This is a genomic window from Lachnospira pectinoschiza (assembly GCF_020564355.1).
Lineage (GTDB): Bacteria > Bacillota > Clostridia > Lachnospirales > Lachnospiraceae > Lachnospira > Lachnospira intestinalis.
The window spans coordinates 106,210-131,310 of the sequence record NZ_JAJCRR010000003.1; the positions used below are offsets into that span (position 1 = coordinate 106,210).

General features: G+C 42.7%; 18 protein-coding genes and 2 tRNA genes. All 20 read left to right on the forward strand.

Annotated features, from left to right (window positions below; genetic code table 11):
• Positions 1–18: 18 nt before the first annotated feature.
• The 20 genes from LI288_RS06570 to LI288_RS06665 all read left to right on the forward strand — a co-directional run bounded on the left by LI288_RS06570 (position 19) and on the right by LI288_RS06665 (position 25,100).
• Entirely contained in the window at positions 19–1,218 is a 1,200-nt protein-coding gene (locus LI288_RS06570; RefSeq protein WP_227089849.1) for a glycosyltransferase family 4 protein, read from the forward strand.
• Entirely contained in the window at positions 1,208–2,257 is a 1,050-nt protein-coding gene (locus LI288_RS06575) for a glycosyltransferase family 4 protein (RefSeq protein ID WP_227089850.1), read from the forward strand. Before LI288_RS06570 ends, LI288_RS06575 begins: the two co-directional genes overlap by 11 nt.
• A 7-nt stretch (positions 2,258–2,264) precedes the next feature.
• Positions 2,265–3,377: a hypothetical protein gene (locus tag LI288_RS06580; protein WP_227089851.1), complete on the forward strand. Its 1,113-nt coding sequence runs from the start codon at positions 2,265–2,267 to the stop codon at positions 3,375–3,377.
• Between the two features lie 2 nt (positions 3,378–3,379).
• The gene (locus LI288_RS06585; protein ID WP_227089852.1) at positions 3,380–4,969 is read left to right on the forward strand and encodes an MBOAT family O-acyltransferase; all 1,590 of its coding nucleotides are present in this window, start codon (positions 3,380–3,382) and stop codon (positions 4,967–4,969) included.
• Positions 4,970–5,342: 373 nt separating this feature from the next.
• Positions 5,343–6,413, forward strand: coding sequence for a mannose-1-phosphate guanylyltransferase (locus tag LI288_RS06590; protein ID WP_227089853.1), 1,071 nt, complete (start codon positions 5,343–5,345; stop codon positions 6,411–6,413).
• A gap of 45 nt (positions 6,414–6,458) precedes the next feature.
• The gene (gmd, locus tag LI288_RS06595) at positions 6,459–7,487 is read left to right on the forward strand and encodes a GDP-mannose 4,6-dehydratase (protein ID WP_227089854.1); all 1,029 of its coding nucleotides are present in this window, start codon (positions 6,459–6,461) and stop codon (positions 7,485–7,487) included.
• 25 nt (positions 7,488–7,512) lie between these two features.
• Positions 7,513–8,463, forward strand: a complete 951-nt coding sequence (locus LI288_RS06600; RefSeq protein WP_022433130.1) for a GDP-mannose 4,6-dehydratase — start codon at positions 7,513–7,515, stop codon at positions 8,461–8,463.
• Positions 8,464–8,547: 84 nt separating this feature from the next.
• A tRNA-Tyr gene (locus LI288_RS06605) sits at positions 8,548–8,629 on the forward strand.
• A gap of 40 nt (positions 8,630–8,669) precedes the next feature.
• Positions 8,670–8,756 (forward strand) — tRNA-Leu (locus LI288_RS06610).
• A gap of 78 nt (positions 8,757–8,834) precedes the next feature.
• Positions 8,835–10,613, forward strand: a complete 1,779-nt coding sequence (locus LI288_RS06615) for a hypothetical protein (protein ID WP_227089855.1) — start codon at positions 8,835–8,837, stop codon at positions 10,611–10,613.
• 27 nt (positions 10,614–10,640) lie between these two features.
• The gene (locus LI288_RS06620) at positions 10,641–13,340 is read left to right on the forward strand and encodes a hypothetical protein (RefSeq protein WP_227089856.1); all 2,700 of its coding nucleotides are present in this window, start codon (positions 10,641–10,643) and stop codon (positions 13,338–13,340) included.
• 17 nt (positions 13,341–13,357) lie between these two features.
• On the forward strand, positions 13,358–14,155 hold the full coding sequence (locus LI288_RS06625; RefSeq protein ID WP_227089857.1) for a glycosyltransferase family 2 protein: 798 nt from the start codon (positions 13,358–13,360) through the stop codon (positions 14,153–14,155).
• 32 nt (positions 14,156–14,187) lie between these two features.
• Entirely contained in the window at positions 14,188–15,330 is a 1,143-nt protein-coding gene (locus LI288_RS06630; protein ID WP_227089858.1) for a glycosyltransferase family 4 protein, read from the forward strand.
• Positions 15,331–15,332: 2 nt separating this feature from the next.
• A complete protein-coding gene (locus tag LI288_RS06635; protein ID WP_227089859.1) occupies positions 15,333–16,271 on the forward strand; it encodes a glycosyltransferase family 2 protein in 939 nt (312 codons plus the stop codon).
• Between the two features lie 136 nt (positions 16,272–16,407).
• The gene (locus tag LI288_RS06640) at positions 16,408–17,187 is read left to right on the forward strand and encodes an ABC transporter permease (protein WP_022433124.1); all 780 of its coding nucleotides are present in this window, start codon (positions 16,408–16,410) and stop codon (positions 17,185–17,187) included.
• Positions 17,187–18,449 carry an ABC transporter ATP-binding protein gene (locus LI288_RS06645; RefSeq protein WP_227089860.1) on the forward strand — a complete coding sequence of 421 codons (1,263 nt, stop codon included), beginning with the start codon at positions 17,187–17,189 and terminating at the stop codon, positions 18,447–18,449. Before LI288_RS06640 ends, LI288_RS06645 begins: the two co-directional genes overlap by 1 nt.
• Before the next feature lie 196 nt (positions 18,450–18,645).
• Positions 18,646–19,743: a UDP-galactopyranose mutase gene (gene glf / locus LI288_RS06650; RefSeq protein WP_022433122.1), complete on the forward strand. Its 1,098-nt coding sequence runs from the start codon at positions 18,646–18,648 to the stop codon at positions 19,741–19,743.
• 70 nt (positions 19,744–19,813) lie between these two features.
• Positions 19,814–21,679, forward strand: coding sequence for a glycosyltransferase (locus LI288_RS06655; protein ID WP_227089861.1), 1,866 nt, complete (start codon positions 19,814–19,816; stop codon positions 21,677–21,679).
• Between the two features lie 26 nt (positions 21,680–21,705).
• Positions 21,706–23,469 (forward strand): right-handed parallel beta-helix repeat-containing protein, encoded by a 1,764-nt coding sequence (locus tag LI288_RS06660; protein ID WP_227089862.1) that lies wholly within the window; start codon positions 21,706–21,708, stop codon positions 23,467–23,469.
• A 74-nt stretch (positions 23,470–23,543) separates the two neighbouring features.
• Positions 23,544–25,100, forward strand: coding sequence for a glycoside hydrolase family 25 protein (locus LI288_RS06665; RefSeq protein WP_227089863.1), 1,557 nt, complete (start codon positions 23,544–23,546; stop codon positions 25,098–25,100).
• Position 25,101: the final 1 nt, after the last annotated feature.

Below are 25,101 nucleotides of genomic sequence, written 5' to 3' on the forward strand. Positions count from 1 at the left end.
CTCAGAAACAGAGGTAGTATGAAAAGAATTGCATTTGTGGCGCCTTGGTACGGGGATAATATTCCGGGCGGTGCTGAGGCGGCATTGCGGGGCATAACAGATCATTTATTTGCAGCGGGCATGGATATTGAAATCCTGACAACGACTGTGGAAAAATTTACGGCAGACTGGAATAAGGATTTTTATAAGCCGGGCAGTTATACGAGCAAGAACGGAATCCCAATCCGCCGTTTTAAAATCAGAAAGCGCAATACGGCGGCATTTGATGCGGTCAATGCAAAGCTGATACAAAAAAGCGGACTGACATTGGAAGAAGAAAATACGTTTCACAAAGAAATGATTAACAGCCCGGATTTGTATGACTATATCCGTGAGAACAGAGCGCAGTATAGCTGCTTTGTTTTTATTCCTTACATGTTTGGTACAACGTACTGGGGTGTGCAGGCATGTCCCGGACAGGCGGTGCTGATTCCGTGTTTTCACGATGAAAGCTATGCACATATGAAGACTTTCCGTACCGTTTATTCGGAAGTGGCGGGGATGCTTTTTAACGCACAGCCGGAGCAGGATTTAACGGAGCATCTGTGTGATACGAGCCGCATGAAGACGGAAGTCATGGGGCTGGGCATGGATACGAAGCTGACTTATGATGCGGATCGTTTCCGTAAAAAATACAATATTAACGACCCGTTTATTTTGTATGCGGGACGTAAAGATAAGGGTAAAAATATCGACACACTGGTACAGTATTTTAAGCGCTACAAACAGAATGAGCAGGATAACTTAAAGCTGGTGTTAATCGGCGGCGGGGAGCTTGAAATCCCGACGGAAATTAAAAACGATGTCTATGACTTAGGCTTTGTGGATTTACAGGATAAATATGATGCGTACGGTGCAGCGGCACTGCTTTGCCAGCCTTCTAAAAATGAAAGCTTTTCCTTTGTGATCATGGAAAGCTGGCTGTGCAGACGTCCGGTACTCGTACACGAAGGCTGTGCGGTTACGAAAAATTTTGTAAGCTGCTGCAACGGAGGACTGTATTTCGGCAATTATTATGATTTTCAGGAAACTGTAAAATATATTTTAAATCACCCGGATATCGCTGATATCATGGCAAAGAACGGACACGACTATGTGTGTGATAATTTTGCCTGGGATATCATGGTGGAAAAATATAAGCGCTTTTTTAAAGAATTAGAGGAGCAGCATGCGAAGTAAAAAGAAGTATTTGATTGACGGAAGATTTCTGAATTCAATGACAACAGGGATTGACCGGTATGCGTATCAGCTGTTGGCGTGTCTGGATAAAATCTGTAAAGGATTAGATATTGCCATTTTAGTTCCGGCAAATGCAAAGGAAATTCCTGCGTATAAAAATATCCGTGTGATTGTCAAAAAACGGACACGCTTTTGGACACAGCTGGTATTTGGCCCGTATGCACGGCTGCACGGCAGGATACCGGTCAATCTGTGCAATGAAGCTTCGGTGCTTGCACCGAAGGGCATTGTCTGTCTGCACGATGTCTGTTATGCGGAATCTGAAAAAATGTATCCGTTTCTGACAGAATTTCCGAAAGAGGAACGGGACTGGTTTTTAAAGATTTATCAGAGAATCTGTAAAAAAGCGGACAGGCTGGTTACGGTATCGGAATTTTCAAAGCAGCGGATTCATGTATTGTTAGGCGTGCCGGACGAAAAGATTGCGGTAATTGGCAACGGCTGGCAGCATTTTAACGGCGTTACGCCGGATATGCGCATTTTTGAGCAATATCCGCAGCTTAAAAGAAAAAAATTTTTTTTTACACTGACTTCCGTCAACCGTAATAAAAATCTTGACTGGGTTTTAAAGGCGGCTGAAAATAACCCGCAGGCGCAGTTTGCGGCGGCGGGCAGGAAACTGGACAGCGCCGTGGATTTTTCGCAGTATCCGAATGTGACATATGTTGCAGATGTTTCGGATTGTGAGATTAAAGCGCTGATGCAGGAAGCAAAAGCTTTTATTTTCCCATCTTTTTATGAGGGCTTTGGAATCCCGCCGTTAGAGGCGATGAGCGTGGGAACACCGGTCATTGTATCCCATGCGGCAAGCCTGCCGGAAATATTCGGTACGGCGGCGCATTATATAGAGCCGGATAATCCGAGGGTTGACATAGAAAAGCTGCTGGCACAGCCGGTATCGGAAAAAGAACCGGTGCTTGCACGTTACAGCTGGGAGAAATCAGCAGAACAGCTGCTGTCATTATTAAAGGAGAATTAAAACGAAAATGAAAAAGAGTATGCCATGGATCAGGTGTGCGGGATTTTTAGTGGGACTGGCGGTCATTCTTGGGATTTGTGACTTTTGCTTTGCACCGTCTGGTTATGTAAGGTTTATCCTGCATGAAGTGAACCGAAAAGATACGCAGTATGATACGATTATACTGGGTGCATCGCATGCACGAAGTGCAATTAATCCGGAATATCTGGATGAAGAACTGGGAACCAATACACTCAATCTTGCAATTCCAGGGGAAACGGTAAAAGATGCGTACTATCTGTTAAAAGATGCGTGTGAAAGCAATGATGTGAAGACGGTAATTATGGATGTGGATTACCAGTACTGGATGGATGAACAGCCGCAGGGCTATTTTACGGAACCGTTTATCTGTCAGAATATTACGAATTTAAAGGTAAAGACGGAATATCTGCTGGATAACTGGGATACGATTGATTTAAGAAATGTTCTGGTAAGACGGTTGAGCTGGGACTGCACATGGTCTTCCGTAAAGCAGAACGTCAGTACGAAAATGACAGAAGCTTACCGTGAATATTCTATTGAAGCAGCAGGGGTTGACGGCAAAGTTGAAGGCGCAGACGGTCCGTATATCGGCAAGGGCTTCTTTTACCGTGACACTTTTGGCGGTAAACCGGGTGGTGCCGATTATATTGATTTGTGGGTCGGCCGTGATAACGCCGGTGTCGACGTAAATGTATCTGAGCAGTTTGGCTGGATTAACGATTACTGTAAGGAAAACGGAATTGAACTCATCTGCGTGACGTCACCGATTGCGCCGGCAGCGATGCAGAAACTCGGCATGGGTAAAGTACATGATACGCTGCAAAAAGCTTTTGATGAATTGGGGCTGAAGTATTATGACTTTAACAAGGCACTGATGAGTTTTGTCCCGAGAGATGATATTCACTACGGTGATCTTGAAGGCCATATGGGCGGTGCGCTTGCCAATACATATTCACAGGCGTTTGCTAAATTGTTAAAAGATGCACAAGACGGTGAAATTCAGGAATCGGATTATTTTTATGCATCCTTTGATGAAATGTATCAGACGATGAAAAGCGATTACACAAAAGCTACGGGACTTGAATGGGAGGGATATTAAAAATGTCATTTACAACACTTCATTTTTTTCTGTTTCTTGCAATGGGTGTGCTGATTTACTATCTGCTTCCAAAGAAGCTGCAGTGGGTATGGCTGCTCGTATTAAGTTATTTATATTACTTTACATTCAGTATTAAGACATCGGTCTTTTTGATATTTACAACGGTCGTCACGTATACGGGCGGCATCCTGTTGACCCGCATGAATGAAAGCAGTAAGGCCTATCTGGCAGCCAATAAGGAAACATTGGACCGTGCGGCAAAAAAAGCCTATAAAGAAAAGGTCAAGAAAAACAAACGCCGTGTCGTAGTGGCAATGCTTCTGCTGTGCTTCGGACTGCTTGGCGTTGTAAAATATTTAAATTTCGTGATTGAAAATATTGATGCACTGGTGCTGGCGGTCGGACACGGACAGTATTTTGAACCGGTCAACATCATTTTACCGCTGGGAATTTCATTTTATACATTCCAGTCCATCAGTTATATTATTGACGTTTATCAGGGGAAATACAGTGCCGAAAAGAATCTTTTTAAATATGCACTGTTTGTATCCTTTTTTCCGCAGCTGTTACAGGGTCCGATCGGTCGTTTTGACCGGCTGGCGCACCAGCTTTATGAAGGACGTTCTTTTTCGTTAAAGGCGGCAGAGTTTGGCTTACAGCGGATCCTTTGGGGCTGTTTTAAGAAAATGGTGCTGGCAGATCGTGTGGCAGGCTTTGTTACAACGGTATTCGGCAATTATACGGAATATGGCGGCTGGTATAATTTAGTGGCAGTATTACTGTACTGTGTACAGCTGTATGCGGATTTTTCCGGCGGTATTGATATTGTAATCGGTACGGCAGAGATTTTTGGAATCCGCATGGACGAAAACTTCCGTCAGCCGTTCTTTTCAAAATCCATCGGAGAATTCTGGAGAAGATGGCACATTACACTGGGGACATGGATGAAGGATTACATTTTCTATCCATTTTCTCTTTCAAAGCAGATGAACCGCTTCGGTAAGTGGAGTAAAAAGCATCTGGGCAATACCGTGGGAAAGGCAATGCCAATCTGTCTTGCCGACCTTTTGATTTTCTTCGTTGTCGGTATATGGCATGGCGCAGCATGGAAATATATCGCATACGGTATGTATAATGGTATTATTATTGCCGTAAGCAGTCTGTTAGAGCCACTGTATGCAAAGGGCTTTGAAAAGACAAAGATTCACAAAGAATCGAAGGCATGGACGGTGGTTCAGATTATAAGAACCTTTATCCTTGTCAATATCGGCTGGTATTTTGATATGGCGGTGTCATTTAGTGCGGCACTGGTCATGATGAAAGAAACCTTTACAAAAATGAGCATGAGCCAGTTTACCGGTACGGCATTTTTAGAACTTGGCATGGGTAGGAGAGATTTCCTGATTGTGCTGGCAGGCTGTATCATCATTTTTATTGTCAGTCTGCTTAAAGAACGCGGTGTGGCAGTCCGGGAGGCAATTGCGGCAAAGCCGCTCATTGTCCGCTGGGCAGTCTGGTATGCGTTTATTGTCATTATTTTTATTTTTGCCTATACAGGTGATGGTTCAGCATTTATTTACGCGAACTTCTGATACAATAATCCATAAGCGGAGGAGAGACAGCCATGATACACATGAAATTGTATCATGGCTGCTGCTTTTTATGTGTAACTTCGTAAACAAATGTACATAATGATATACGTACAAAGTGCAGGAATGGTTTGTATATAAATAAGAAATACACGCTTGTTGACAGGAAAAACAGAAAACGGTATAATTGACACCAAATTGAGAATGCCGCAGGAGCGGCAGAAATGGAGATCAGTGTGACAAAACCTTAAATCAAAGCTTTGTCACACAGCACTTTGTGCCGCAGGCGTCACAAAGTCGCTTTTTATCGCAGAGCCAAATAAGATTTGGCTCGCGATTCCTCCGGCATTAAAATGCCTGCGGAATGGAGATTAGTATGAAGAAAACAGCACTCATTATGGCAGGTGGCAAGGGTGAACGTTTCTGGCCGAGAAGCCGTGTAACACTTCCAAAGCAGTTTTTATCCCTGACGGACGACGGAAAGACCATGATTCAGCTGACGGTTGAGCGTATCCGCCCACTCGTAGAGCTTGAAGATGTTTATATAGCAACGAATAAGAATTATAAGGAACTTGTAAAGCAGCAGCTTCCGGGTCTGCCGGAGGAAAACATCCTCTGTGAGCCGGTTGGAAGAAATACAGCACCGTGTATCGGACTGGGTGCCGTTCATGTGGCAAAAAAATATGACGATGCCGTGATGATTGTATTGCCGTCTGACCATCTGATTAAGCACAACGATATTTTTGCGGAAACTTTTACAAATGCGTGTGCGCTTGCAGAGGAAGGTGAAAATCTTGTAACCGTTGGTATCACACCGAACTATCCGGAAACAGGCTACGGTTATATCAAGTATGACAGCGCTGCAAAGAATGGGGAGAGCTATCCGGTACAGCGATTTGTGGAAAAGCCGGATTTAGAAACCGCTAAGTCTTATTTGGCAGATGGCAGCTATCTTTGGAATTCAGGCATGTTTGTCTGGAGAGTGTCTACGATTTTGGACTGCTTCAAAAAGTATATGCCATCCACCTATGACGGTCTGTTAAAGATTAAAGAAGCCGTGGGAACACCGCAGGAAGATACCGTGCTGGAAAAGGAATTCCCGAATCTGGAATCCCAGTCCGTCGATTACGGTATTATGGAAAAGGCAGAAAACATTTACACACTGGCAGGAAACTTCGGCTGGGATGATGTCGGTTCATGGCTGGCAGTCGGAAGAATCAAGCAGAATGACGAGAACGGCAATGTCGTCAATGGCAATGTTGTTGCAGTCAATACGAAAAACTGTGTCATTGAAGGAGCTGACAAGCTCATTGCAACCGTAGGACTCCGGGATGTTGTGGTGGTGGATACAAAGGATGCTACGCTGATTACAACGAAGGAAAATGCCGGAGAAATCAAGCAGGTACTCGCAAAATTAAGAGAGTCCGGCAGAAATGAATATTTATAAAAATAAATAATTATCCAATAATAATAATTGTATAGGAGAAGAATAATGAAAAACGCATTAATTACAGGAATCACAGGACAGGACGGGTCTTACCTTGCAGAACTTTTACTGGAAAAAGGTTATAAAGTATATGGCCTGATGAGAAGAAAGAGCGTAGTAGATTATGGTAACGTAGACCATATCAAGGATAAGATTCACTTTATCTATGCAGATATGCAGGATATTGTATCTTTAATCACAGCCATGAAGATTTCGCAGGCAGATGAAGTCTACAATCTGGCTGCACAGTCTTTCGTTGCAACTTCATGGGATACACCATGTACGACAGCAGACATTGATGCTATCGGTGTTACCAATATGCTTGAAGCAATCCGCATTGTAAAACCGGAAGCAAGATTTTATCAGGCTTCAACATCAGAAATGTTCGGTAAGGTACAGGCAATTCCACAGGACGAAACAACACCGTTTTATCCGAGAAGCCCATACGGCGTTGCAAAGCTTTACGGACATTGGATTACAAAGAATTACAGAGAAAGCTATGATATGTATGCCTGCTCAGGTATTCTTTTCAACCATGAAAGTGAAAGACGTGGTCTGGAATTCGTAACAAGAAAGATTACACATGCGGTTGCACGCATTAAGCTGGGCGTACAGGATTACGTAGAACTGGGAAATCTGGATGCAAAACGTGACTGGGGTCACTCAAAGGATTACGTGCGCGCAATGTGGCTGTTATTACAGCAGGATCATGCAGAAGATTATGTAATTGCAACCAATGAAACAAGAACGGTCCGTGAATTTGCAGAAGCTGCATTCAAGGCAGCCGGCATTGAGGTGGAATTTGAAGGCGAAGGCGTGAATGAAATCGCAAAGGATAAGGCAACAGGAAAGGTTGTATTAAAGGTAAATCCGGATTTCTTCAGACCGGCAGAAGTAGAACTTTTAATTGGTAATCCTGCAAAGGCAGAAAAAGAACTTGGCTGGGAAAGAGAAATCAGTTTTAACGAACTGGTAGAACGCATGGTAAAGAATGACCTTGCAATCGTAGAAAAAGAAATCAAGTCAGCCAACTAAAATACATGCCAAATGGGAGAAAACTATGAAAGCATTGATTATTGGGGGCGGCGGATTCGTAGGCCCGTATCTGGTAAATCATCTTCATGATGATTTAGGATATGAGGTCGCCGTAACAAAGACCGCAAAAGAACAGCTTGCCCTTTCAAATGCAGTCGTCTATGATTGTGATATTCTGAATAAAAGTGAGATTACCGATGTGTTGGAAACAGTGCGCCCGGATTATATTTTTCATCTGGCTGCACAGTCTTCGGTATCGGTATCGTGGAAAAATCCGGCGCTGACCATTGATGTCAATATCAAGGGTGCAGTCAATATGCTGGATGCTGTCCGCGAACTGGATTATAAGCCGCGTGTACTGTTGATTGGTTCAGGAGAAGAATACGGACATATCCGGCAGGAAGAATGTCCGATTATTGAAGATACGGTGCTTCGTCCGGGAAATATCTACGCGGCAACAAAGTCCTGCCAGAATATGCTTGGCAGCATTTATGCGGCGGCATACCATATGGATGTCATGATGGTCCGTGCATTTAATCATATCGGTCCGAACCAGACACCGCTTTTTGTAGTTGCGGATTTCTGTAAACAGGTGGCAGAGATTGAAAAAGGAATCAAAGACCCGGTGATGTATGTCGGAAATCTTTCGGCAAAGCGTGATTTTACTGATGTGCGTGATGTTGTAAGAGCATACGCCCTACTGGTGCAGAAGGGAAAAGCCGGTGAAACCTATAATATCGGAACAGGACATGCACTGGCAATTCAGGAAATTTTAGACCGGATTATTTCACTCTCGGATAAGAAAATTGAAGTCCGGGTAGATGCACAAAGACTGCGTCCGGTCGATGTGCCGATTATTGAACCGGATATTTCAAAGGTACATGACTGTACCGGCTGGAAACCACAGATTCCGTTGGAGCAGACCTTACGGGAAACACTGGAATACTGGAGAGTGCAGGACTTATGTCAGAAGTAAAAGTTTTTAAATTTATAAAAAAACAATTGCCAACGACATAAAGATATGATAAAATAACAAAATGTGAGCGATATGCTCACGTTTGGACGGATTCCCGAGTGGCCAAAGGGGACAGACTGTAAATCTGCTGGCGATGCCTTCGAAGGTTCGAATCCTTCTCCGTCCATTCTGTTTCATCTATATAAAAGAAACGGAGTAACAATCAGGCCGGCGTGGCGGAATTGGCAGACGCACAGGACTTAAAATCCTGCGGGACTTATACTCCCGTACCGGTTCGACCCCGGTCGCCGGCATATAAATTTTGGAAAAAGACTGTCGTTTATACGGCAGTCTTTTTTGTTTTAATAAAACGAAAAGGAACGAATCATTTTATGAAAAAAGAACAAGTATGGGAATTTGTGAAAAAATGGTATAAAGATGCGGCTGCACTCGTATTTATTACGTTGGCAGTTACTGTTTTGGTAGTGCATTTTCTGGGACTTCGAGGACAGGATTTAACATATCCGCTTGAATACAAGGGTGGTGATGAAATGTCAGCGCTTGTATCGGTAAGGCTGGTGCAGGAATCCGGATGGAATATCGGAACGGACAAACTGACAGCATTGGATGGGTATTATTATAATACCTCGGATGTCATTGCAGGTCTGCATAATGCAGATGTATTTTTTGAGAAATTATTTTTATGGATTACGGGCGGACAGGTTGCCAAAACGGTCAATCTTGTCTATTTATCCGCATTTTATATGATTGCCTATGTGGCATATTTTGTTCTCAGACAGCTCCGCATTAAAGAGTGGCTGTCAATAGGCGGGGCGCTCGTATATGCTTTCCTGCCGTTTATCTTTATCCGCGGCATCGGGCACATTGTATTGTCCTGCTACTATTTTGTTCCGCTTGCGGTATTAATGTGTATCTGGCTGTATGAAGATGAACGCTTTATGCTGCCGGGCAAGGGCTTTTTTAAGTATAAACGCAACTATGCGGGCTTTATCATGGCATTTTTAATTGCCAGCGAAGGCATTGGTTACTGGCAGATATTTGCCTGCTTTTTCTTAATGGTGGCAATGCTTACGGCACTGCTCCGCACGAAAGACTGGAATTATTTGAAGCGCGGCTGTATCAGTATCCTCAGTGTGATTGTATGCGTTGTGATTTCCATTATCCCGGAAATTTTTTACAGGATTGTACATGGTGGAACAGGACTGGAAGGCAGAATCCGCAGTATTGCCGATTCTGAAACGTACTGTTTAAAGATTATCCAGCTGCTGCTTCCGGTAAACGGACACGGTATCAGACCGCTTGAAAAGCTGATTTATGCGTATAATGAATATGTACCGTGTGTCAATGAAAACTGGACGGCATACATCGGCATTGTCGGTGCGGTCGGATTTTTATTCCTGCTGGTATGGCTTTTTACAAGAAGAAAGAACGAAAGCACGCTTACAAAGCGCCTGACAGTACTTGCAGACCTCAATATCTGCGGGATTCTGCTGGCAACAATGGGTGGTTTCGGTTCTATCATATTTATGACGGGCATTGAAATTATCAGAGGATATAACAGAATCTCCGTATTTATCGGATTTTTTGCCATAACCGCGGTCTGCCTGCTTTTAAATGAGTGGGAAGGAAAGATTGCGAAAACCGTATGGAAATGTGTATACATGGGCGGAGTTGCCCTTGTGATGCTGTTTGCCATCTGGGAGCAGAATCCGTCCGTATCTTTTAATTTTGAAAGTAATAAAGAAGAATGGATAAGTGATGCGGATTTCTTTGCACGGGTGGATGCAGTCATGGATGAAGATGACAGTATATTCCAGCTTCCGTATGCAGAGTATCCGGAAGGGGATATTCAGAATGATATGGGACATTTATCACATTATATCGGATATCTTCATTCTGATAAGTTAAAATGGAGTTTTGGTACAACAGACGGAAGTGACACGGATATCTGGTATGAACAAACGGCTTCCCTGCCGGTTGATAAGATGATTCAGGAAATTTTATCAAAGGGTTTTGACGGTCTGTATATTAACCGCGATGCCTATGAAGAACCGGAGTGGACGGCGCTGGAAAAGAGCGTGCAGGAATATACCGGTGTGACACCGGTTGTAAGTAATGATGAAAGACTGGTTTTCTATAAATTAAGATAAATTTAAGAGAATATTGGAGGGTTTGACGTGAATAGTACAGCAGTGGTACTGATGATAATAACAGTGCTTACGTATGGAATTGTATGTATCGGAAAAAGGATGGAGCTGATGGATGCAGTCACCGTTTCTTTTGCAGTGCTGCTTGCAGGCTTTGGCATGTCAGGAGGAATTCTTGCCCTTTTCGGCGGATTTTCGCTCAATAAGACACTGGCGGTTTTATGGCTGTTGTCTGTTGTGGCGGCGGTAATCTGTCGGATTGCGGGAGGAAAACCAAATGTCTGTTTAAAGCAAACGGAAAGTATCGTCAGACCCTTTTTGCGTACACTCATTTTATTATGTCTGGCAGGTCTGGTGTATGTGGTTACAACGCATTTCCAACCGGAAGATGACATCATGATTAATGCAGGCAAAGGGTTTACACAGTATCTGTGGCTGGTATCCGGCATTGTGCTTGTGCTTGTGTGTGTGGCGGATATCCTGATACACTGCATGGGGTATATAAAAGCAGAAAAAACGGCACAGAAGATTTTGCCGGAACTTTTTGTGGCAGGAATTGTTATAACGGCAGCAGGCATCGTTATTGAGGCAGGCGTGCACAGCGGAATAGCAGGCATTTTGACGGCGGTGCTGCTGCTTGTGGCAGCCGGGGCAGCAGGCGTGGGACTTTCGATGCTTTATCAGCAGAGAGATTTTGCAGAACTTGTCCTGCTTGGTGTATCGGAAACAGTGCTTGCATATCTGCTTTCAGCGGGCATTTTAATCGGATTGAATATTTTTTCACTGGAAAGAGCGGCAGCGTTGACACTGGGATTTACAGTGGCAGCGGCGGGAGCGGCTTATGCATATAAAAAGACAAAGCCGTCCTGCACATTCCAGTGGAAGAAAAATCTTATAGGGATTGGCTTTTTGCTGGCGGTGATACCGCTTGTGGGGACGACATTCGGAATGTTTGGCATGGGACAGGACGAAGGCGTTTATCAGGCAAAGGCAATCGGATATGTCTATGGTTATAATAATAATTTTATGACATTTGACGAGTACGGGGATTGTGTATCAGCATCGGATAAAAGTGATTACATGGCGGCAATCGGAAATCATCTGGAGGGATATAATTTTACGCTGGATGAAGAACAGGTGCAGGGCGTGGCACAAAATGATACAACCGGCAGTCTGCATGGGGTACATACATTCAGTGCGCTGCTTGCCGTATATGCAAGAGTTTGCGGCGTGGAGCATATGATGCAGCTGGGAACATGGATTCTGGCATTATCTGTATTTCTTTTATGGCTTGTGCTTGAAAATCTGGAAATAAAGACACTGTATAAAGCGATTGCACTCTTTTTATATGTATTGTCACCACAGGTTTTGTGGCAGGCAAAAACCTCTCTTGTGGAAACAACGCTGGCATTTGTCATTTTAGCAATGCTTTATCTTTTAACAGACAAAAAGCATGAAGAATACCGATGGCTCTTTTGCATACCGGTCGTTGTATTTGCATTTTTACATATTACAATTTATGTATTTATGCCGTTATTTGTGCTGATGGCATACGGATTATATTTTAAAACAGGCAGGAAAAGCTATATTGCCGGGGCAGTTGTCATGCTTGCCGGATATCTTGCAGGTTTTTTCATGATGTGTGCAAGTTCGCTTACGTATGTGTATGGCAACTATGACCGTTTATATATCGGACCGGTAGGCCCGTCAAACCTCAAAGCCTTTGTAACGGCGGTGTCCGTGGCAGGAATCGTGTTTTCGCTGGTGCTGGGACTTCTTCCGGTAAAGAAAAACACAAAAGCGGTATCCGTAAATGCACAATCTATGCGGAAAGAGCAGAATCGGTTCAAGAATACCTGCTGGCGGATTTTTGTATGGGTATTTGCAGCGGCAGGACTCGCAGCATGCCTGCTGGTAATGAAAAAAAGTGCGTATCCGTCAGCCTATATGACAAGCTATGCGTATCTGTTAAGCAGTGGTATAATACTCATGCCGGTGATTTTTATCGCGGCCTTTTTACGTCCGTCATGGTTTAAAAAGAAGGATTCTATTGTACTTTTGACGGCAATGTTTTATTATTGTGTTATCATTTATTCAGCCGTATTTAAGAAAGAAATACTACATTATTATTACTATGGAAGATATATTGTGCCATATATAGCAGTAATCGTTGTACTGGGGGCGTATATATTGTCACGGACGGCGGAAAGTATGGCTCATATCCGGATTTTAAGGGACGGATACGGTATGCTCTGTGCAGCGGCGGCGCTTGCGGTGGCAGCAGTTCTGATTCCGTATGCGGGGATTGTAGTGAACGGTCAGGATCAGACCCAGCTGCAGTGGAAAATTCTTACAGAGCTTGCAGAAACCGTAGATGAAAAAGACAGTGTGGTGGTACTTGGGGAAGAAGTCGTTCCACAGCTGATGGTTTCGTTAAAATATATGACAGATTGTCCGGTATATCCGTTAAAGGAAGATAAAGAAGCGGCAGCAGTGCAGTGTGCAAGGTTAAAAGACCGTTACAGCCATGTCTATGTAATCAGCGGAGAACCTGAATCCGGAGCGGTAGCGGATAGCGGGATGGACACCGTTTATCATAAAGATAATAAAATACAGATGGATGTAAAGATGCCGGAAGAACTGGACGGTATTGCAGCGTGGATTCCGTATGCACAGGAATTTGTAAGCAGCATACAGCCGGTGGCGGTATATGAATATATATCTGAATAACAGGGTATTGGAGAAGTATGTATCAGTTAAGGGGAAAATTATCAATTGTCATGCCGGCCTATAATGAGGAGGCACTGATTTATAACAGTATTATGCAGACACTATCCATCGTGGAGCAGTTTGCACCGGATATGGAGATTATTGCCGTCAATGACGGCAGTAAGGATAAGACAAAGCAGGAAATTGAGCGTGCCATACGCGATGATGCGAAACAGCCGCACCCGGTTGTGCCGGGCATGCGGGTGTCCGGCACACGCATAAAGCTGGTGACATCCAATAAAAACCGTGGCAAGGGCAATGCCATTATTTCAGGAATCAGTCAGGCAGAGGGCGATTATATTGCGTTTGTGGATGCGGATTTAGAGTTAAATCCCGCACAGCTTGAGGGCTATTTAAAGAAAATGCAGGAAAGCGGAAGCGATGTTGTGATTGGATGTAAGTTCCACAAGGATTCTGAACTTCACTATCCGTTTGTACGCAAGGTGATAAGCCTTGGCTACTATATGATGCTTCTTGTGCTGTTTCATCTGAATGTGCGTGATACACAGACCGGATTAAAGGTTTTTAAGGCAGAGGCTGTAAAGCCGGTGGCACATCTGGTGCGGACGTCCGGGTTTGCATACGATATTGAACTTTTAGTAGCGGTTCACCGCAGAGGGTTTAAAATCGAGCAGATGCCGGTGAAGGTTGTCTATGTGCGGGATAAGAATACCCGAAGAATCGGGATGTACGATATTGTAAAGGCATTCCGGGATACGTGGGCGATTTTCTACAGGGTATATTTTAAACATTATTACGATGAGCCGTCCGAATAAACGGCATTAAAAATGTGAATGTGGTGAGAATGATGAAAGAGGATGAACCAAAAAAAATACTGCTTAATTATATATATTTGAGCCGTCAGCATGCCGGGGGAAAAGACCAGGTTGCGATAAATCTGCTGGAAGGCATTTGTAAAAATAAAGACATGGGTGCGTGCGTTGTGCTGTGCTATGACTATGCAAAGGCTTATCTGGAGCAGATTGCACCCGGAGTGACGGTAATCACGGTAAAACCGCCGAAAAAAGAGTCAGAGCTGGTACGTCTGCTGGATATTGAGCGGGTAAATACATGGATTGTGCCGAAGGTCATCCGTAAATACAATATCGGTGTTGTTTTTCATGCCAGCTGTACCAACGGACTGAGAAAACTGAAGGTACCGACCGTCATGATTCCACACGATATTAAAGCGGTATCGCACCGGGTGATGGGCAGTGTGAAGGTGGCATGGTATAAATATCTGTTATACAAAATCATGTATGCAGTGGATTTTAAGCACGCAGATAAAATTATTGCTATCAGTAAAGCAGACCGCTCAGAAATCCAGAATTATTATGCGCGGTATAAAGATAAGATTGTGCAGATTTATAATCCGATTAAGGTACATGTCAATGACGTGATTCCGCCGACACCAAAAAAAGGTGATATTGTTGCAATTAATCTGCAGTTTCACCATAAAAATATTATTACGCTGATTAAAGCATTTGAAATGATTGCAGACTGCATTGACAGGAATCTGGTGCTGGTGGGCAATGTGCCAAAGCGCGTAGCGTATTTAAAGGAGTATGTAGAGCAGCATAACCTGTCCGGGCGTGTCATTTTTACGGGTTTTGTGGACGGAAAGAAAAAAAGAGAGCTTTTGGTAAACAGCTGCCTGTATATTAATCCATCCCTGTTTGAGGGCTTTGGCATGACGGCGGTGGAAGCGATGATTTTAAAGGTGCCGACATTGCTGTCCAGAGTATCCGCAAATTATGAGGTGACAAAGGGACTGTGCCATTATTATGAACCGGCGGATGATGTGGAAGCACTTGCCGCAGCGATTCTGGATTTTTTTAAAGAACCGGAAAACGGTGAGGCGCTTGAAGATAAAAGCAAGGAAATGCTGAAAATGTATGATTACCAGAAAATCGCGGCGCAGTATATGGAATTATTCAGGGAGTGTCTGTAAATATGAATGAAATCAAAGTAAGCATTATTACTCCGTTATATAAAGGAACAGACTATATTCCGGGTCTGATGGCGATGATACGAAAAAATGCAGAGCTACTTCCGGCTGCGCAAAAAGGTAAAAATGTGCCGAAGGCAAAACTGGAATTTATTCTGGTCAATGACAGTCCGGCAGACGGCCTTTTGAAGGAAGAAGAACTGATACGAAATTATGTACCTGACCAGGCTTTTGAGCTGACTGCCGTCAACCACACGGAAAATCAAGGGATTCATGCGGCAAGACTGACAGGGCTTTCAAAAGCACAGGGAGAGTACATCTTATTTTTAGACCAGGACGATGCCATTTCAGACAGTGCGGTATGGACATTACTTACAGCGGCAGAGCAGACCCACGCAGATGTTGTGGCGGGCAATGGCTGCCGCTTATTTTTTACGCCGGAGCATATTTTAGAAAAACAGATTCCGATTTATGCCAAAAAGGCGGTACTAAAAGAAGTGGGGCATGAAAAAATGTATCTGTATGGCACAGATATGATATTTTCACCGGGACAGTGCCTGATCCGTAAAGCTGTGATACCCAGGGACTGGTGCAAACGCCGTCTTACCGTAAACGGCTGTGACGATTTTCTGCTGTGGCTGCTGATGTTTCACGAAAAAAGAAGCTTCTGTGCCATAGAGGATAAAATCTATATCCACAATGATACCGTAAACAGTTATTCATCATCGTATGAGGCAATGGAGCGTTCTTTTTATGCCGTCTGTGAATTTCTGGAACAGACAGACGGATATGATAAAAAGAAAATACAGATTCTGCGCCGCCGCTATGCGTTAAAATCAAAGCTAAAACAAAATGGAAGTAAACGGCAAAAAATAAGTGTAGTACTGATGAATCTGGACATTCTTTATTATACTTTAAAATATAAAATAAAGGGATACTATTAAAAATAAAGAGATATCCTATAAAAATGCAAAGGGTTATCAAAGATTTGTATTGTGTAGATATTACAAATGTGTTACGATTAGGAATGGTTTATTACAAAGAATTAAAATTCTTGCAATATGAAAGGATAGAATCTTCATGAAAGAACGAATCAAAGACATTATTTCCTACAGCGATATGATAGGAAGTCTTGTGAAAAAGGATTTAAGAGGGAAATATAAGGGTTCCGTATTAGGATTTTTATGGACGTTTATCAATCCGCTTTGTCAGATTATAGTATATACCATTGTGTTTTCAGTGATTGTCCGAAGCAACCTGGACAAGTTTTATGTTTACATGATTGTGGGCATGATTCCGTGGCTGTTTTTTGATATGTCACTCCGGCAGGGGTCCGGCTGTGTACGGTATCAGGGGGATATGATTAAAAAAATCTATTTTCCGAGGGAAGTCCTTCCGGTTTCCTGTGTGACCTCTAATTTTATCAATATGCTGTTTTGTTTTGTTATTGTATTTGCCGTATTATTTATTTCAGGAATCGGTGTGCGCATAGAGGCACTGCTTTACCTGCCGCTTATTATGGCAATCGAATATCTGCTGTCACTGGGCTTTGCCCTGATTGTATCGGCAGGAACCGTATTTTTTAAGGATTTGGAACACATTACAACCGTTGTTTTAATGGCATGGATTTACGGAACACCGATTATGTATTCCCTGGAGATGATTCCGGCGAATATCAAGTGGCTGTTTAAGGTGAATCCGATGACTGCGGTTATTGAGTCTTATCACAGAATTTTATACTGGAAAGAGCTTCCATTAGGAAAAGATATATTATATTCAGCCGTATTTGCGATTGTCATGGTGATTATCGGAGAACTCGTATTTGCCAAGCTGGATGATAATTTTGCGGAGGAATTATAATGAGTGAAATACAGTATTCCGTAGAAGTAAAAGATGTTGAAAAGCATTTTAAGGTTTATATGGACAAGGGAAGCACGCTCAAGGAACGTGCAATATTCCACAACAGAAACCGCCACGAAAACAGACAGATTCTAGACGGCATTTCCTTTGAGATTCCAAAGGGACAGGCAGTGGGACTGATTGGGCGTAACGGCTGCGGCAAAAGTACAACATTAAAGCTGCTCACAAAGATTTTAAAGCCGAATTCCGGCACGGTAAAGGTCGAAGGCAGGGTATCGAGCCTGATTGAACTGGGTGCGGGATTTCACCCGGATATGTCAGGCAGGGAAAACATTTATATCAACGCGACTATTTTCGGTTTAAAAAAAGAAGAAATTGACGAGCGGCTTGAAGAAATTATCCGCTTTTCGGAGCTTGAAGAGTATATTGACAATCCGGTGCGTACCTATTCGTCCGGTATGTATATGCGTCTTGCGTTTGCCGTTGCGATTAACGTCAACGCCGATGTACTGCTGATTGATGAAATTCTTGCAGTCGGCGATGTCAGCTTCCAGAAAAAGTGTTTTGAACGCTTAAAAGAGATTAAAGAGCAGGGAACGACCATTGTTATTGTATCGCACTCCATGGAACAGTTATACAGCATCTGTGACCGTTTAATCTGGCTGGAGGAAGGCAAAATCCGGGAAGACGGAAGTCCGAAGCTGATTGGCATGCATTATCTGGATTCGATGGAAGATGAGCGTATCGCAAGGCTGGCAGAGGAAAGCAAAGAAAAGCTTTCCGATGAAAGAGGACGCTCGATACTTGAACTGACACAGAATGTCCACCCGGAGGCGCGCCGGGACGGAAGTCACGAGGTGCGGTTTACCAAAGTGGATTTATACGACAATGACGGAAATCCATGTCAGACCTTTAGTACAGGCGATAAGGTTGTTTTAAAGTTTTCATATGCGACAGCCTTAAAAGGCATTGCCGTCAATTTCAATATGGATTTTGTCCGCGATAACTGGCAGTACTGCTACGGCAGCTGCTTTGCAAAGCCGGGAGATGCGCTTCCGGTATTAGACGAAAGCGGAGAAGTCACATTTACCATAGAAAAGCTGATGCTGCTTCCGGGCAAGTATTATCTGGACATCGGTATCAACGGCGAACACGGAGAACTTTACGACAATGTCCGCAACATTATGCAGATTACGGTACGCGATTATGTCCACAATGAATTTGGACCGTGTACATTTGAACACGATTGGGAAATAGTGTAAAAAAAACAAAGTGCTATGATGGCATATGAGAAATAGGAGGTAAAATCCCCTGCTCCTGCCTGGGGCAGAATGTGAGTAAACTCACATGGCATTTTGCTTCGCAAAACAAGGAGGTAAAATCCTCTGCTCCTGCTTGGGGCAGAATGTGAGTAAACTCACATGGCATTTTGCTTCGCAAAACAAGGAGGATTAAAAAATGAAGTATGATTATTTAGTAGTAGGTGCAGGTCTTTACGGTGCAGTTTTTGCATATGAAGCCAAAAAGAAGGGAAAGACCTGTCTGGTGATTGATAAGAGAGACCATATTGCAGGTAACATTTACTGTGAGAATGTATCCGGCATTAATGTGCATAAATACGGTGCGCATATTTTCCATACATCTGATAAGAAAATCTGGGAATATGTCAATCAGTTTGCGGAATTTAACAACTATATCAACTCACCGGTAGCAAGATATAAGAATGAACTCTACAATCTGCCGTTTAACATGAATACCTTCAGCAAAATGTGGAATATTGCAACACCACAGGAAGCAAAGGACATTATTGCATCACAGATTGCAGACTTAAATATTACAGAGCCAAAGAACCTTGAAGAACAGGCACTTTCCTTAGTCGGAAAAGACGTTTACGAAAAGCTGATTAAGGGTTACACCGAAAAGCAGTGGGGACGTGACTGCAAGGATTTACCGTCCTTTATCATCAAGCGTCTTCCGCTTCGTTTTATCTATGATAACAACTACTTCAACGACAGATATCAGGGTATCCCGATTGGCGGTTACACAAAGATTGTAGAAAAGATGTTAGACGGCATTGAAGTCCGTTTAAATACCAATTACCTTGACAACAGAGAAGAATTTGATGCAATGGCAGATAAGATTGTATACACCGGTATGATTGACCAGTTCTATGATTATAAGCTGGGTGTACTTGAATACCGTTCCGTACGTTTTGAAACAGAAGAGCTGCCGATGGAAAACTATCAGGGAAATGCCGTTGTCAACTACACAGAAAGAGAAGTGCCGTATACAAGAATTATTGAGCATAAGCACTTTGAATTCGGCAAGCAGCCGACAACCATTATTTCAAGAGAGTACTCAAGCGAATGGAAGAAGGGCGACGAGCCGTACTATCCGGTCAATAATGATAAGAACAATGCACTGTATCAGCAGTACAAGGAGCTTGCCGACAAGGAACACAAGGTCATCTTCGGCGGACGTCTTGGTGGATACAAGTATTACGATATGGATAAGGTGATTGCCGCAGCACTTGAAATGTGCGAAAAAGAACTGTAAAACAGGGAAAGATAAAGATAAATACTCCAAAAGCGGAGTGGATTAGATAGAATGGGAGAAATGAATTAAGATGAAGCTTCAGAAAATACTTTGGCCGACAGAGGGATTATGTACCGAGGAAAAATTATATCTGCACACCAATGTGATTGATGATGATTTTAACATTAACAGAGATGAGAATCATTTAAAAAGCGATTTAAACTTTATCAACCGCAGTAAAGTCTATATGATGCCGGGCGGAGGTTTTTCGCTGGATAAAGGCGGTAAAGTGGAATTTGATACGTATTTTAACGGCTTTTCTATTGAAAAGTGGAGAAAGTACACACAGGTAAAAGAAGTATCCATCAATCTGGAATTACAGGGTGATGTGCTGGTGACACTTTCAAGCAAGCTTTTCCTTCACGGTGAAGTTTTAAAGAAAGAGCTGGTAAGACAGGAAGTACACACAACAGAGAGAAGCTTCTATTCATTCCCATTCGGCAATGAAGAAAAAGGTATGCTCTATTTTGAAGTGACCGCACTCTCAGACGGTGCTGCGCTTTACGGCGGTTACTACGAGGATACGGCGATTGAAAAGCCTGCAAGACAGCCTAAAATCGGGATTGATATCTGTACCTTTAAGCGTGAACGTTATATTGAAAAGAATATCGGACTGTTAAATGCGCATGTATTTAACAATCCGGACAGCCCGTTACAGGAACATCTCGAGGTTTTTGTATCCGATAACGGACAGACATTGGATATTGACAAGCTTGGCAATGACAAAATTCATATCGTACGCAACAAAAATACCGGCGGTGCAGGCGGATTTACAAGAGGTCTTATGGAAATCTTAAAGAACGGCAATCCGCATGGCATTACCCATGCGCTGTTAATGGATGATGATATTACAATCGATACAGAATCCATTGAAAAGACCTATACGATTCTTTCGCTGTTAAAGGATGAATATGCCGATGCGTTTATCGGCGGTGCAATGCTTCGTATTGATAAGCCGAATATACAGGTGGAATCCGGTGCATCATGGAATGCCGGGAATTTGATTTCCAATAAGTCCAACTTAAACATGAATGTGACATGGGACTGCCTCTTTAATGAAATTGAAGAATATACGGAATTTAACGCATGGTGGTACTGCTGTTTTCCAATGGATGTTGTATCAGAGGAAAATCTGCCGCTGCCAATCTTTATCCGTGGCGATGACCTTGAATACGGCCTGCGCAACATGAAGCATCTGATTTTGATGAACGGTATCTGCGTATGGCATGAACCTTTTGAAAATAAATATTCTTCATTTTTGGAATACTACATTATCCGTAACAGATTGGTGGACAATACATTCCACTTTCCGGACTGGGGCAAGGCACAGTTAAAGAAGGCAGTCTGGGGACAGTGGCGCAGAGAGTGTAAGTTCTACCGCTATAAGAATGTGGATTTACATACCAGAGGTGTCAGGGATTTCTTAAAGGGTGTGGATTTCTTCTTAAATACAGACGGTGAAAAACTGCACAAGGAAATTATGGCAGCAGGCTATAAGGCAGTGCCGATGGACCAGATTAGTGTGCCGTTCCACTATAAGACATACGAGGCATCCAGAACGACAAAGTTAAGCATACTGCACAATATCGTGCGTAAGCTGACCTTAAACGGTTATCTGCTTCCGGCGAAGCATATCCGTATTGTATCCATGGCACAGGTAACATTCCCGGCAGTATGGAGAGCAAAAAAGATTGTATTTTACGATGTAACAGCCAATAAAGCATTTGAATGTGAAAGAAGCTGGGGTCAGGCTGTTGCAAAGTTTTTCCAGGTACTGGGACTTACCATTCAGATTGACTTTAAATACAATAAAGCAAAAAAAGATTTCTTAAAGCGTGGAAATGAAATTAAAAACATTCAGTTCTGGAGTAAATACCTCGGACTGGATAAGCAGTAAAATGTCTGTGGTATGGAGGAGCAACATTGAAAAAGCGAAGGAATAAAAAGAGGATAATCATTGCGGCGGTGATTGTATACCTTGCGGTTATCGGCATTGTAGCAGTCTGGGAATCCGGCAGGCAAAAGCCGGCAAATCCCGATACTGCGGCGGCACAGGAGGAAGCTTATAACCGTAAGAAAGCAGTGATTGATGCACAGGAGAAAGCAGAGCAGCAGGCTTATGATAAAGCGGTACAGTTGCTGGATTATGACGTGGACAGTGCAGCAATGAAAATATCACCGGCAGACTGTTACAGCATTATGACAGCCAACAAGCTTCCGGCATTATCGAGAATGGCAGCAGAAGATTCAAAAAAATATATGGGGAATCTTCAGGTGTTACAAAAGATTGAAAAGCTCGGTATTGATACGGCGTCCTTTGAAACACCGGAACTCAACTGGAAAAATGTATACAACCGGGTTTCAGACACAATGCAGAAAGAAAATACATTTTCAGATAAAATTTCCTTTACAGGAAGCACAGCTTCCCAGTTAAATACCCTGATTGCACAGAGCACGGATGCATATATTACAATTGAGAGCAGTACGGTACGGATGGATGAACCAATCCGCATGAAATCCGGTATTGCGCTGGATGCAGCAGGAGTTACATTTACAGGAAGCACGGATGACCGCGTGGCACAGGCAGTAATTGCAGAAGACTGTACGAATTTTGCACTGTATAACCTGAATCTGACAGCGGGCTGTTATGAGTACGGTATTTATATTATCAGAAGCAATACATTTACAATCGAAAACTGTACCATTTCCAATGCTCTTTATAAGGGACTGGTTATGATGGGTGAAAACAAGAATTTCACAATCAGAAACAATACGGTTTCGTATAATGGTAACGGCGCAGTTTTTCTGAATGGAAATATCAGTAATGGTATTATTGCAGGAAATGATGTCGTTGATAATTACGGCACCAGAAACCTCACAGCCGGGATTGTAATGACTTCCATGGAAATTGACGATTATTATACGGCGTATAATGAGTTTAAAGATGAACATTTATATAACCTGTTAGATACGCCGCATGATATTGTGTTATATCAGAATAATGTAAAACATAATAATTCATCAGGTATTTATTCCGATGGGGCATATCAGATTTATATTGTTGAAAATATTATTTATCAGAATGATAAAGAGGGTATGTGTCTGGATTACGGTACATTCGGTGCGTATGTCAGCAACAATATTGTCAAAGAAAACGGCGGACGTCTAAGACAGTCCGATGAAGATTTAGAAGCGGACTTTGTAACGACGTTTGGACGTCTGTCAGATGGTTCGTCACCGGCAAAGCTTCCGGGCATTTCGATTGATAATTCGGCATATAATACGATTGTCAATAACAATGTTACGCAGAATTACGGAAGCGGTGTGAAGATGGTGCGTTCCGCATACCGCAATATTATTATGGAAAATTCTGTATCAGATAATAATAAAGGAAAAAGTGATGATTTCCATTTCTTTGGAATTGAAATTGGACATGAAAGTACGCCGGATGAACCGGTTAAAGGACTGGACTTTACAGCTTCCTATGAAAATATTGTATGCAGAAATATAGTGACGGGAAGCAATTATGCCGGTGTGTTTTTAGCAGTGGAATCTTATTGTAATGACGTATTTGACAATACGATTCTTGGCAGTGAGTGGTATGCAATTGAGTGCCACAGTAATATGTTTAACAGTATGCCAAACAATATTATGGACCAGGAGATCCTCAATTTGTATGCACGCTGATTACATAAAGGGAAAATGTAGATAGTGTTTGACGGGCATGGAAATTGCGATATTTCATGCGGAAAAGAGGTAAGATGAAAAAGACATTCGTAGGCGCAGTGGCTGCACTGTTGTTTATGTTTTGCTTTAGTTTGCATCCGGTAAGCGCGCAGGCGGCAGAACATATGCTCCAGATGGAAAATGATGAATGGGTATGTTATACCGCTGGACAGCGTGATAATTCTTATACCGGGATGGCTGTTAATGAATATGGCTGGTGGTATCTGACAGATGGTGAAATTGACTGGGATTATACCGGAATGGCATGTAATGAATACGGCTGGTGGTATATGAACAATGGTGCATTGGATTTATCCTATACGGGTATTGCTGATGTAAACGGTGAGCCGTGGTATGTAGTCAATGGCACAATTGATTTCAGTTACAATGGCATGGTAAATGCAAGCGGCAGCTGGTGGTATCTGAATCAGAATAAAGTAGATACAGATTTTACCGGTCTTGCATTAAATGAATACGGCTGGTGGTATATAAATGCCGGTGAAATTGATTTTTCATATACCGGACTTGGATATAATGAGTATGGCTGGTGGTATGTTGATAACGGTACTGTAGATTTATCGTATACAGGCATGGCACAGTTAGGATATGACTGGTGGTATGTGACAAATGGTGTCTTAGACAGAGATTATACCGGAATGACTGTTTATGATGGAAACTGGTACTATCTGATAAACGGTTTTCTTGACAGAAGCTATGAAGGCCTTGCAGATAACGAGTATGGCTGGTGGTATATTTCGAACGGAACAATTGACTTTACATATAATGGAATGGCAGCAAATGAGTATGGCTGGTGGTATGTAAGCAGCGGCGGAGTCGATGGCACTTTTACGGGTGTTGCTTCAAACAGCTATGGTTCATGGTATTTTGAAAACGGTACAATTAATTATAGTTATGACGGTGAATATACCTATGTAGGAATTACATATATTGTTAAAAATGGTCTGGCAACGTCGCTTCAGAAGTCATCCGTCGGAATTGATGTATCAAAGCACAATGGAGAAATTGACTGGGATGCCGTAAAAGCAGACGGGATTAAATTTGCCATTATCCGTGTCGGTTACGGTAATGATGATACAGATCAGGATGATGTATGGGCAGTACGCAATATGCAGGAATGCGAACGCGTAGGTATTCCGTATGGCGTATATCTGTATTCGTATGCAGTCAATGAAGATGAGGCAAACAGCGAAGCAAATCATATTTTAAGAATGTTACAGGGATTTAATCCGGTATTGGGTGTGTATATTGATATCGAAGATACGGAATATTATAACGAATATAATATTGATCCGTACAGCTCAGAGGGCAGGGAACTGATTACCCGTATAGCAGTCACTGTAATGGACAGAGTCAGCCGCGCAGGTTATACTGCCGGTGTGTATGCTAACTGGAATTATTTTCAGAATGTATTAATCCAGAGTGAGATTCAGGCTTATAAGTGGCTCGCATGGTATAAAGAAGATACATCTGAGGTTCCGGAAGGTGACTGGATTATGTGGCAGTATACAAGCACCGGACATGTAAACGGTATAGAAGGCAATGTTGATATGAACTTCTGGTATGGATTTTAAA